Genomic DNA, 12679 nt, shown 5'->3' with positions numbered 1-12679 from the left:
TATTAGCATGTCAGTTTAATTTACGCTAAAACGTTACCTGCAGACCCATTGTGACCGTTCTTAATGATGCTAGTGATAGCGGACTTGCCGTTTCCGGATCGCCAGCCCTATACCTCGTTAGTGTAAAAAGATTCTGTGCTTTGCAATACAGCCGTATACTTTGCATACGTAGGTGTGACAACCTGAATGGCTGTATTGTGTAATAAATAAAAACGTTTCTCAATTTGAGGAAACTGGCGTCTGAGTAAGCTCTTTCAGAATTAACAATTAACCTGCGATCTCCGTACACAGCGCCTCCGGATTGTGTTGAGTACTTAGGATATAAAGACGCATCACCGGGTACCTGCCAGTGATCCAATACTTCTACTGACTGGTTTCTTGGAGCACCAGGCAGGATATTATTCAGGTAGATCGCATGCAGGTAATTAGGAGCAATCTGTTTTCTGAAATCACTGAGTACCATAATACTTAGTCTTTTCCATTCCAGCCCCAAACGAAGACTACCATACCAGTCAGGATCAAGATGCCCAATCACCTCATAATCCGCACCGTTATAAATACCGTTACCATCTTTATCCCTGATAATAAATGTGCCCGTTTTAGGATCTATACCGTCTGAACGAAGGCGGTTCAATACCCTTACGGATTGCCCAAGGACATAGGTATCATTGTAAGATGACTTCTTCAGATCCTGGAACGTCAGCAGTCTGTTCTCAGGAATAGTAAAATTAAGTCCTGCAGACAGCTTCATTCGATTTGTTTTCAGGAGTGTTGCGTCAAATGTAAACTCCCAGCCGCGGTTCAGTATATCTGCATCAATGTTTTTGAGTATACTGTTAAAGCCAGTCTGCACGAGCAGATTATATTTCACCAGCTGATCGGAACTAACATTTGAAAAGTAAGCGGCTGAAAGGAACATTGCCGCTGGCACAAACTCCATCTCAAGGCCCAACTCTGTTTTACGGCAGGTCTCCCAAGAGTAAGCCGGGTTATATAGAGCGTCTGGAGCAAGTCCGGGTATACCCTGATAAGGGCCGGATGGTATGGGCGACCAGGTATCCAGGTATTTGTAGTTTGCAATCTTGTCATTTCCTGTCACACCCATACTTCCTCTGAGTTTACCATATCGCAGCCAGCTATCGAAATGTGCGAAGAATGCTTCCTTTGAAAATATCCAGGCAGCACCCGCAGCCCAGAAGCTACCGAAACGCCGCTCCGGACTGAATTTACTACTTCCATCCCGGCGGAAAGTCATGTCAAGGATATACTTCTGGTGATAACGATAATTGAGCTGGGAAAATAGTGCCCCATACCTGTATTCATTCGGATCACGTAACTCTGCTGTTTTTACAGGCGCTCTTTCTTTAAAACGAAGATCCGCATCATTAGTGTATCCTAATCCCGTAATAATAGATGTATTGGACCTGGCAAACTGATAAGAATACCCTGCCAACAACATAATATCTCCGAACCTCGAATGAATCGCATATTCGGCCATATTGTCGATCATTATACTCTTGTATCTGCCGGTTGCAAATGAGGAGCTGCCAGTAATAGTACTGTCCGCGTAGGGGTTTTGTGCGGCTATCGGTACTGTACTATTTTCATACACATTTATACCTGAGAAAGCGATATTTGCCTTCACTTTGAAATGACGGAATAATTCATATGAAGGGGCTACATTGACAATCAGGTTATTCTTTACAATGGAATAGCGTTTTAATAGCTCGGCCAGGGGGTTGGCAAACATTTCACCTTTCTCTTCCCATACCAGCTTATTACGCTCGTCGTAAGGTTTAGGTGCATTGGGTGGTAAAAACTCTCCATTTGTAGTAGGATTGAATAGCTGATTATTATCTATTGAATAATTAGCATAAATGCCTAAGTTAAAACTTGAATCGCGGGACTCATGGTTTAGTGCCAGGTTAATGTTGCTGCGCAAATAAGACATATCCTTTGAATAAACAGCGCCTTCTCTATAGATCCCTGTACTCAACAATACCCGCGTAGTCTTGCTTCCTCCGGATACGCCAATATTGAAGTCCCGTAATGCGGCGCTCCTGCCGGTCAGCATTTTTTGCCAATTAGTATACCTCATGGTGTCCCAAAGAAGAAGGTCATAAGCATATCCTGGATTCCCTGGCCTGTCATTGAGAATCAACCCGTCGTTTTTAAATGCCTCTCTGCGCATCCCCAGGTACTGCTGTGTGTTGAGCAGGTGTAGATGGTGGGACACATTACTAACACCCTGCATATAATTGACGGTTACTTTTAACCTGCCGGAATCCGGCCTTTTCGTGGTAATATGTACTACCCCGTTTGCGCCCCTGCTACCATAAGCAGCAGTCGCAACCGCATCCTTCTGAATGTCTATTGATTCAATATCTGTCAGACCAAAAAGCGAGAAGGGGCTTATCCCCCCATTCTCATTCTGAGAAGCAACTGATGATAAAAGATTAATCTGTTCACTGTTAATCGGTAGCTGAGCGCCATTGACTATATAAAGCGGGTCAGAACCATTAAACAGCGAGTTGGTTCCCCTTAGATTCACCCGTATGGAAGATCCGGCAATGCCACTTGATTGTGTGATCACCATTCCAGGTACTCTGCCCTGTAGCGACAAAAGCGGATTTCCGATTGGATGCCCCTCAATTTCAGCGGCTGTAATCCTGGATACGGACCCGGCTGTATATCTTCTGGAATTATCCATATAACCTACTATTGTGACTTCGTCCAAACCACGATTGCCCTGTTTCAGCACCAGTGTAATTCCACTGCCAGGCTCAACGAATTTTTCAAGCGTCTCATAACCCACATAGGATACCTGCAAACGTGGCCTGGACTCACTGGTTACCAATGTAAATGCGCCAGTGGAATCTGTTCGGGCCCCATCTTTTTTCCCTTTTACATGAATCGTTGCACCTGGAAGATATATGCCTGTTTCATCTTTCACGTGACCCGATATATGATATACCGAACGATCTGGAGAAACAACCTGCTCATTTTCATTCCCTTTCGTATTATTCCCGTTATTATGACCTTGCCCTCTGGGCACGATCTTTACCACCCGGGACTTCTCCAGGAGAATGTACTCCATCTGGTCTTTTCCAAACAATTTATCCAGTGCGGCCCTTAATGTTTCCTGTTGTACGTGCAGACTGGCCAGCTCTCTGCCATCACGGGCAGTATTTAACAGCAGGCCTGTTTGCTGCTCCAGTGCAGATAGGATATCGGCAAACGGTACGTGGTGCTTGTTAACCGTTACATACTTAGTATCCAGTACTGAATTTTGATGCTGTGACTGCGTTTTAATCGCAATGAATAGTAATGGAAATAGCAGGAAGAGAAATGAGATGCTGGCATATTTCTTCTGAAGTCGCATGTCAGAAATATAAAAGTCCTTCATTCAGTAAAATTCCCCTGTTTAACGACAAAGCGGATGCAGTTAAATGACTGTGTATACGTAGAAATTTATGCGCCGAGGATACATTCGGTTGTTCGTGTCTAGTTGATGTCTAATGGTTCATATATTAGGAATATTCCCATAGTAATCTCTGCTTTGCGTAACAGCTATGTTTAAATTGAGAGTGTCAGAATCAAGCTAAGTTATTTAGTCCGATTAAAAAAATAATAAAATGAGGTCATTTTGATCGAAAGGGCTATTTAGTTTTGCCTTAATTAGGAAAGTCCCTCATAGTAACTAATTGTTACTACCTATGGAAAACCCTGGAAACGAATAACCGGAACATAAAATTAGTCGCATAAATGTCTAGTACACGTTGGGAAATAAGTATAGCTACAAAAATACGAATGATCTATGAGGATTTATCGCCGAGTGATCGAAATGCCAATTTGAGGGTTGCTTTTAGGTATCCTCCCTCATGCTGACCTTTCAGTTATATCTTTTAAGAGATCCGAAAAACACCCAGGGAATGGTGTCTTTCTTAAACAAGCTAAACAACTTGAGATCTATGGAGAACATCGGGGATGCCATACTACTGTCGTCGCTACGGCAAGGCAGTGAAGAAGCATTGAGTACATTATATGAAAAATACTCACACCAGGTCCGCCTGTATGTAACATCAAAACTCAGTAACCCACAGGAAGCCGAGGATGTCGTACAGGAGGTCTTCATGTATCTCTGGGTCAAACGTGCGAAATTACCGGAAATAAAAGACTGGCGCTTTTATCTAATAAAAGCAGCTCATAACCGCGCGCTAAACAAGATAGACAAGAAAAAGACCGATCAGTCCCGAGAAAAGAAATATTTTCAGAACGCTCCCCTTTTCGATGATCCAACAGCTACAAATTATTCATTGGTTGAACAACTCATACCTGCCTTAGATAAATATCTTTCTCCAACAAGGGCTGACGCCCTGAGAAAAGTATATCTGGAAGGACGAAAACAACAGGAAGTTGCTAAAGAGATGGGCATTACTGTTCCCGCATTGCGTGGCATTATCGTCTCGTCAACGAAGAAGCTAAAAGAAATTCTAAAAAAATAATTCCCTCTTCTTCATCAATTTTCAACTTTAGTTCTGTCTTTTAATTACACAACCATGGAAAATATGCCCCTGGAACTTGAAGCCCTCATCATTGCAGAGATAGCAGATACTATCACACCGGAAGAACAGGTTCTTCTGAATAAGCTGAGAGAAGTAGATCCGGCTGTTAATATGCTATCCGCAGAACTGTACAAGTCTTTGGGTTCAATCCGGAGAGAAACAAAAGAGGAAATGCATACATCAGCCAGGAAGATTATTTCAATGGCCAACGCAATAGATAGAAGTAAAAGAAGCAGCCTGTACGTAAGAATCCGTGTGCCACTGATCGCTGCCTGCTTACTGGCTATGATTATACTAGGTATAACAGCTTACAACAACTATACTAACAAGATTCCTGCCCTCGCACAGAAAGATAATAATGCCACTTATCTGTTTGACGGGGAAAGTTGGATAACACTGCAAAACGAAACACTTAGATTATCCAATAACGGAGAAATTTATGCTGATGATAAATTACTGAATGTGCCCCGAGGCATGTTCACAAGACATCAACTCGAAATACAAACAGGATTTAAAAAGATATGCCGCATTACCCTGCCAGATGGAAGTGGTATTGTTGCAAACGCAGGCTCCAGGATCACTTTTCCTAAAAAATTCACAGGAAAACAAAGAGACATCTTCATTGATGGTGAAGCATACTGTGACATTGCTTCCGAACCCGGCCGGCCATTCATTGTTCAACACCCTACGGGAAAAGTTGAAGTACTGGGCACTGCGTTTAACATTAATACCTTCACCAAAGGCAGTCCAAGCGTAGCGGTAGTATCCGGCAGCGTCAGGATGAACGACAACGGCATTAACACCCAACTGGGTGCCGGTGACAAAGGCATCTACAAACAAGGACATTACCTCGTTCAGAAATTTGATCAGAAAGAGGTCACTTCCTGGAAGGAAAATGTACTCTTCTTCGTGAATGCCAGTAAAAGCGATGTGGAAAATGCTTTTGAAAGCTTCTATGGAAAGCAACTGTCTATAGACCGGGACTTTCCCAATGGTATGGGCCGATTAAATATCGTCCGCACTGAAGACGAGAAGGACTTTATTAACCAATTGCCACATCGAATGGAACTAAATATAATCAAAGGTGTATACCATTTAAAATAATTCCCATGTACAAACATCAGATGAAAACTCTATTTTCTCCTCGAAAGAACCATTTTGATTTGTAATGATTTTTCATCTGTCCATTGTCAAGTTAACCTCAGTTATTTAGCTAGTAATCTTATGGCCGGTGAGTTTCCTCACCGGCTCCTCTTTTAATACACTATTTCCCCCATTATAACCAACCGGCTATCAGCCAACAGGCGTACAAATCTCAATTAAGAAACCATCAATGTCGCGTACATATGCCACGGTCTGCCCCCAGGGTTTCTCTTTAGGTGATTCTACCAATACTGCACCCTTGCTAACAGCCGATTCAATCACTTCGCTCACGTTTGTTGTTACAAACCCTAACTCTATCCCAAAAGGTTTGTCGGCAAGCCTGCTAGGCACAAAGCCCTCTTTCAGATTCGCATGTCCCAGCTCTCTCGATATAAATGCCAATGCCGTCTCTCCTGTCAACAATTCCGCATAGTCATTATCCGGAGAAATAAATTTCTTCTCTAAACCAAAAGCTGATGTATAAAATTCAACTGCCTTACTTACATCCGCTACATAAAGAATCGTATATCCAAATTTTATCATGGTATTCAATTTAAAGCCAAAGCTACACCAAATGAAATGCGGCAGTTTGTAAAAATGCGTCTTTTATTTTAACTTTTAAGTAAATGGGGTAGAGGAAGATTGACATTAGAAGTTGCCCGCAACCATTGCGGCAAGTCATATTAGTCAGCTGGTGTGCCTGCGTCATTGCATATAAATCATCCAACCGTAATAAAAAAAGAGGTTGTATCATCAGATACAACCTCTTCCGTTTTGTGACCCCGTCTGGATTCAAACCAGAAACCTTCTGATCCGTAGTCAGATGCTCTATTCAGTTGAGCTACGGAGCCATTCCCTTGAATCGGACTGCAAAAATAGGAAAACACCCTTATTTATCAAAAAAATCTTTTCCATTCCTAGAAATACGCTTCTCCGCCTTCGATACTTCCCGCCTGTTCCCCGCACTTTTCCTCATAACAATCCCGCCGTCTGCGCCACATTCACGGCCCTTACTCCTGCCCTTCACAACTCCTCCTGCTAACCGCCTATTGACTCCTACCCCCAGCTGCTCCCCCCATCAGAATGTCTTTGACGGCAGGTGTAAAATTTACTATATTTGAAACTACGTTATATTGTCTTATAGACACTAAACAAGCTGTAAACACAGCTCTAATATCAAATAAAGTAACTTCCACGGTATGAAACATCAGCAGCGCTCCTGATATCTCATTGGTATCTCTGCTGCTGACTGCCCTTCATCCCAGACAGACCAGTTCAATACTTGCTACCCTCCTGCCGCCAGGAAAAGTAAGACACATTATCAATCACAGACCCGCCGGTTTACAACGCTGCCCGCTGACATTAACTACCGGTTTAACCAGATGCTTGTATAAATGAATATCAGACTGACATTAAGCTACCTACTTTTGCTCCCCGTGCTGCACGGCTATTCCCAGGTTGCTCCGAAACAAAAAGCCGGTGATTTCATTGAGTCTACCTCCTACAACGACGCCAAACGAAATACACCCCGCACCCTCCACTATCGCCCCGCGGGCGACAGTATAGTCTGCATAAACGGGGCTAATCGTTTTACCCGGGCCCTATACGGCGGTCATACTGCCTACAGACTGGAAACCAGTGATCGGCCCGTATTCGCGTCTTTTATGCCTAAAAACAACCGGCATATCAGATTTACCATCGCTACTCCCAGGCATACTGCCATTGCGCTGGATTCCACCTCCCGATGTGAAGCCTCCTACTCCGGCGGAAAACGCACCTATCAACTCACCGATCCTTCATGGGGGCATGGTCAACTGACCATTACCGTCCTGGCCTTGCACGATACTGAAGGCGCTATATGGAAAATCACGACTTCCAATATGCCTGCCGGAACACAATTATGGAGTGGCTGCAGTGCTATCAGGGCGGCACGCCTGAACCGTAACGGCGACATGGGCGCTGATCCTCCGGATAGCTTTGAACCTGCGTCAACTCCTGTATATTCCAGCTCCTGTAAGTGGACTATCGGCCCACATGCTACTACGCATTACATGCTGATACGGCAACAGGAAATTGCTTCCACTGATACTCCTACAGGGGCTGCTCTGTTTAACACCGCCGAAAAAGCACGCACTGACCTCACTGCCAGGGTCCGGATCTCTACGCCTGACGCTTTCCTTAACCCTGTCGGCGGCATTCTTTCTACTGCTGCTAACGGCATCTGGGACGGACAAACATGGCTTCATGGTGCTATCGGCTGGCGGATGCCGCTTACCGGCTGGCGTGCTGCCTACGCAGGCGACTTCCTGGGATGGCATGACCGTGCCCGCAGTCACTTTGATGCATTCGCTGCCAGTCAGGTCACAAACGTCCCTAACTCCATCCCTCATCCTGCGCAGGACACTGCCCTGCACCTGGCCCGCTCCGCTAAAATATGGGGTACCCCACAATACAGTAACGGATACATCGCCCGCAATCCCAACAGGCCAGACCAGATGCATCACTATGATATGAACCTCGTCTACATAGACGCGCTCTTATGGCATCTGAACTGGACAGGTGATACTGCCTACGCTCGTAAGTTATGGCCCGTACTGACCCGTCACCTGGCATGGGAAAAGCTTAACTACGATCCTGATAACGACGGCTTATTCGATGCATATGCCTGTATCTGGGCCAGCGACGGACTGTATTATAACGCCGGTGCTGTTACCCACTCTTCCGCATATAACTACCGGGCGTTTCGCATGGCTGCTGCCATAGCAGAGAAAATAGGTGAAGATCCACTTCCATATCAGACGGAAGCCCGGAAGATTCATGCGGCTATTAATGCCAGACTATGGCTGAAAGACCAGGGGCATTGGGCAGAATACCAGGACTTCATGGGACTAAAACGCCTGCATACCAGCGCGGGTGTTTACACCATATATCATGCTATTGACAGCGAGGCAGGCGATCCTCGTCAGAACTACCAGGCTACCAGGTATATAGATAGTGAGATTCCTCATATCCCTGTGCGCGCTGCGGGGTTACCCGACGAAGGCTTTCATACAATATCCACCAGCAACTGGATGCCCTATGTGTGGAGTACAAACAACGTCGCCTTTGAAGAAGTCATGCACACAGCGCTTTCCTACTTCCAGGCGGGTAGAAAAGAAGCAGGTTTCCTGCTACTGAAAAGTGCCGTACTCGATGGTATGTACCTCGGCGGCAGCCCAGGTAATATCGGTCAGGTATCCTTTTACGACGCTGCCCGAGGCGAGTGTTACCGCGACTTTGGTGATGCTATTGGTGTAGCATCTCGCCTGTTTGTACAAGGCCTCTACGGCATCACGCCAGATGCACTCCAAGGCCGCTTAATGATTCGTCCGGGCTTTCCGGCTAACTGGCCATACGCCTCCATCAGCCTGCCCGATATTGCCTACAGCTTCCGGCACTCAGGAACCGCACGCCAGTCATCCGAAACTGACCACTACATCATCACGCCCAACTTTTCCCGGATCATGGACCTCGAGCTACAACTTGCTGCGCGTCGAGATAGGATCTCTGGTGTCACCGTTAATGGCCTCCCGGCTAAATGGAACCTTACTGACGCTATTGCCGGCGCACCCTTCATTTCCATCCATATCTCATCAAAAGATTTTCCGCAGTCCAAACCCTGCGATATACGTATTACCTGGACGGGCGATTCCATCGCTCTACCAAAAGGAAATGGTAATCGTACCAGATTTGAGCGCACCTCACAAGGACAGCTCACCTGGTGGAAAGCAATACACTATCCATCTGACAAACCAGCACCCGTCATATCTCCGGCCTTTCTTGCCGTCAACACTGCCTCCTGTGAGCCTGTCAACATGGATGAACACTGGAACGCGTCGGTTACAGATATCTTCAATCACCAATACCTGACACCGCGCCCTCCCTACACCACCCTCCAGATACCCACCCAAGGTATTGGTGAATGGTGTCATCCTTTGATCAATGCCACGATAGACGACTCCGGATTACGGCGCCAGGTACGTAACAGTATTAACAGTACAAATCTTGGCATTCCTTTCCGCACGCCGGCTACCGGTAAAAACATTGTTTACACGTCCTTATGGGATAATTATCCGGATAGTGTGACCATACCATTATCCGGTAATGCTACACATGCCTACTTACTGATGGCCGGCAGCACTAATCAGATGCAAAGCAGGATTGAAAACGGTTATATAGACATCGCTTATACTGATGGCAGTCGTCAGCAGTTCCCCCTTATCAATCCGGATACCTGGGCACCCATAGAGCAGGATTACTATGTAGACAGTCTGGCGTTCCAACTGCATGCACCACGTCAATACAGACTACATCTGTTGTCAGGACTGGTAAGCAATGACCTCGGCAAAGCGCTGAACATCCCCGGTGTATATGGCCGTAGTATCGATGGTGGAGCTGCCGTATTACAGGATATCAGGCTCGATCCTGACAAGGTATTAAAGCACCTTACCGTGAGAACATTATCCAACGATGTCGTCATCGGACTCATGTCCATCACGCTGCAACGCAAATAAGCCGCAAGCTTACAACGCCCTGTATTCAACAATTACACACAACTGTCACTATTTACATCAAGCAATAAATCTAAGACCCGATATGAAAAAACTACTGTTATTATGCTGTCTGATCGGACAAGTGGCAAGTGCACAAAAAGCCAATGACGTGACAGCCCCCCTGCATGCGCTGCAGCCCGATTATCCTATGCCTTACAAGGTAATTACCAAAAACGAGGTAAAGACAACACTGGACAGGGTATTCACTTATCTTGATCAGGCTACACCAACGCAATGGATAAACCGGTTGTCTAATAAAGAATATACAATGACCGCTACGCCAGACAGTAACATCATCTTCAAACAAGGCGATTTCCGGTTAACCAGTTACGAATGGGGCGTAACCTATGCCGGTATGACCAGTGTCGGAGAAGCTACCGGCGACGAAAGGTATACCGGTTATACTACTGCACGTATGAACTTCCTGGCGGATGCCTACCCTGGTTTCAAACAATTAAACCAGCAATATCCCCGGGCTTTCAATGCTATGCGCCAGCCTGTAGCCCCTCATGCACTGGACGATGCCGGCGCTATGTGTGCGGCCATGATCAGGGAATACCGGCGTACCAAAAACGCACGCCTGAAGCCTCTTATCGATAATTATATCACTTACATTACCACAAAAGAATACCGGCTACCGGATGGTACGCTTGCCAGGAACCGCCCACTCAAGAACTCCCTATGGCTGGACGATCTGTTTATGAGCGTACCTGCGCTTGCACAGATGGGGAAACTTACCGGTGATGCGAAATACTACAACGATGCCGTTAAGCAGGTCCTGTCCTATTCAAAGCGTATGTTCAATAAAGAACTGGGTGTGTACATGCATGGATGGGTAGAATCAATGGCTGTACATCCTGAATTTCACTGGGCCCGTGCCAATGGCTGGGCTGTAATGGCCATGACAGAACTTTTGGATGTATTACCAGAGAATTTTAATGGCCGTAAAGAAGTGCTTGCACAGTTAAAGCTGCATGTACAAGGATTGGCTAAATACCAATCCGGACAAGGATTCTGGCATCAGTTGCTGGACAGGAATGATAGTTACCTTGAGACTTCTGCTACAGCTATTTATACCTATGCGATTGCGCGTGGTATCAACAAAGGATGGCTGGATGCAAAAGCATATACTCCAATGTGCCTGCTTGCATGGAGCGCCGTTGCTACCAAAGTAAATGAAAAAGGGCATGTAGAGGGTACATGCGTTGGTACAGGAATGGCTTTTGACCCTGCGTACTACTATTACCGGCCTGTCAATATTTACGCGGCCCATGGCTATGGCCCCGTGTTGCTTGCAGGAGCAGAAGTCATCACACTACTCGGTAACAGCAGACTGGAAATCAATGACAGTGCCCTCATGATTAACGACAAGTAATCACCAGGGCTTTACGGTCTGATATCGATGCTATTGCAGTATTCCTGTTTAAGCGCAGCCGCCCGCTATCTTTTATATCTGTTACAGGACGGTGCGACCTTTGCATTACATTTACAGATCGTTAATTATAAACTGATATTATTATGAATAACCGGCCTTATATCATCTGCCTGATGATGACCTCTGTAGATGGATAGATATTGGGAGAGAAATGGGGGGATAACAGCACTGTACAGGAACTGACCAAAAGCTTTGAGAAAGCACACGAAGCCCTCGGACATAAAACCTGGATCGTCGGACGAACTACCATGGAAAAGGATTTCACTCATCATGCTGCACCCATACACAAGCTCATAGACTATACCATCAGCCGGGAAGATCATGTAGCAAAGTCTGATGCGGCATCTTATGCTATAGCCATAGATGGTCATGGTAAATTGGGCTGGAATAGTGCAGAGATGCTGGGGGAACATGTTATCACCGTACTGACAGAAGCTGTGCAGGACAGCTACCTGGCACATCTCCAGGAGATCGGGGTGTCTTATGTTTTCGCAGGAGAAGACAAGATCAACCTCCCTGTCGCACTCGAAAAATTGAAAACGTTATTCAACATTGAGATATTGATGCTGGAAGGTGGCGGACATCTAAACGGAAGTTTCCTCAATGAAGGCCTGATAGATGAATATCATCAGTTGCTGCTGCCATTGGCTGACGGCAGAACTGATACCTCTTCCGTTTTTGAAATTGAAGAAAAAGATCGCAGGTGTAATGCGACCCTGCTGAAATTACAGCAGGTCAAACAACTGGAAGACGATGTATTATGGCTGACATATAAAGTGAATGCGCAAGTGTAATCAATACTTCCATTAAAAGCACAGTCCCGGTATACTCTTAAAAGTTTGCCGGGACTGCTTTTTTCACCCGTGCCCCTTTCAGTTGAAGACAAACATATACGTTTTGAGGCGGCAGTACGCGTTTACTATTTCTGCCATACTACCTGGTCT

At 45.7% G+C, this 12679-nt stretch carries 7 protein-coding genes and 1 tRNA gene; 5 read left to right on the top strand and 3 right to left on the bottom strand.

Features of this window, described 5'->3' with window-relative positions:
• Nucleotides 1–25: 25 nt before the first annotated feature.
• The gene (locus K1Y79_RS20855) at nucleotides 26–3382 is read right to left on the bottom strand and encodes a SusC/RagA family TonB-linked outer membrane protein (RefSeq protein WP_220252128.1); all 3357 of its coding nucleotides are present in this window, start codon (nucleotides 3380–3382) and stop codon (nucleotides 26–28) included.
• 589 nt (nucleotides 3383–3971) lie between these two features.
• On the opposite strand from K1Y79_RS20855, the gene K1Y79_RS20850 reads away from it, so the two are divergent.
• Together K1Y79_RS20850 and K1Y79_RS20845 are read left to right on the top strand one after the other, a co-directional pair.
• Nucleotides 3972–4505 carry an RNA polymerase sigma factor gene (locus K1Y79_RS20850; protein WP_220252127.1) on the top strand — a complete coding sequence of 178 codons (534 nt, stop codon included), beginning with the start codon at nucleotides 3972–3974 and terminating at the stop codon, nucleotides 4503–4505.
• Between the two features lie 54 nt (nucleotides 4506–4559).
• Nucleotides 4560–5669, top strand: coding sequence for a FecR family protein (locus K1Y79_RS20845; protein ID WP_220252126.1), 1110 nt, complete (start codon nucleotides 4560–4562; stop codon nucleotides 5667–5669).
• A 189-nt stretch (nucleotides 5670–5858) separates the two neighbouring features.
• On the opposite strand, the gene K1Y79_RS20840 is transcribed toward K1Y79_RS20845, so the two are convergent.
• Entirely contained in the window at nucleotides 5859–6251 is a 393-nt protein-coding gene (locus K1Y79_RS20840; RefSeq protein ID WP_220252125.1) for a VOC family protein, read from the bottom strand.
• Nucleotides 6252–6485: 234 nt separating this feature from the next.
• Nucleotides 6486–6559, bottom strand: a tRNA-Arg gene (locus tag K1Y79_RS20835).
• 543 nt (nucleotides 6560–7102) lie between these two features.
• On the opposite strand from K1Y79_RS20835, the gene K1Y79_RS20830 reads away from it, so the two are divergent.
• The 3 genes from K1Y79_RS20830 (at nucleotide 7103) to K1Y79_RS20820 (ending at nucleotide 12529) form a co-directional block, all read left to right on the top strand.
• Nucleotides 7103–10261: a DUF4450 domain-containing protein gene (locus K1Y79_RS20830; RefSeq protein ID WP_220252124.1), complete on the top strand. Its 3159-nt coding sequence runs from the start codon at nucleotides 7103–7105 to the stop codon at nucleotides 10259–10261.
• 82 nt (nucleotides 10262–10343) lie between these two features.
• On the top strand, nucleotides 10344–11675 hold the full coding sequence (locus K1Y79_RS20825) for a glycoside hydrolase family 88/105 protein (protein ID WP_220252123.1): 1332 nt from the start codon (nucleotides 10344–10346) through the stop codon (nucleotides 11673–11675).
• Nucleotides 11676–11875: 200 nt separating this feature from the next.
• Nucleotides 11876–12529, top strand: coding sequence for a dihydrofolate reductase family protein (locus K1Y79_RS20820; protein ID WP_220252122.1), 654 nt, complete (start codon nucleotides 11876–11878; stop codon nucleotides 12527–12529).
• Nucleotides 12530–12679: the final 150 nt, after the last annotated feature.

The organism is Chitinophaga rhizophila (genome assembly GCF_019492185.1).
Taxonomy (GTDB): Bacteria; Bacteroidota; Bacteroidia; order Chitinophagales; family Chitinophagaceae; genus Chitinophaga; species Chitinophaga rhizophila.
Note: the sequence above shows the minus strand (reverse complement) of the source record. Positions and strands in the feature narration are given on the sequence as shown.

What these genes read in the sequence shown, in the direction of transcription:
- K1Y79_RS20855 (WP_220252128.1), bottom strand. Translation starts at nt 3,382, where the DNA reads ATGCGACTTCAGAAGAAATATGCCAGCATCTCATTTCTCTTCCTGCTA.
- K1Y79_RS20850 (WP_220252127.1), top strand. Translation starts at nt 3,972, where the DNA reads ATGGAGAACATCGGGGATGCCATACTACTGTCGTCGCTACGGCAAGGC.
- K1Y79_RS20845 (WP_220252126.1), top strand. Translation starts at nt 4,560, where the DNA reads ATGGAAAATATGCCCCTGGAACTTGAAGCCCTCATCATTGCAGAGATA.
- K1Y79_RS20840 (WP_220252125.1), bottom strand. Translation starts at nt 6,251, where the DNA reads ATGATAAAATTTGGATATACGATTCTTTATGTAGCGGATGTAAGTAAG.
- K1Y79_RS20830 (WP_220252124.1), top strand. Translation starts at nt 7,103, where the DNA reads ATGAATATCAGACTGACATTAAGCTACCTACTTTTGCTCCCCGTGCTG.
- K1Y79_RS20825 (WP_220252123.1), top strand. Translation starts at nt 10,344, where the DNA reads ATGAAAAAACTACTGTTATTATGCTGTCTGATCGGACAAGTGGCAAGT.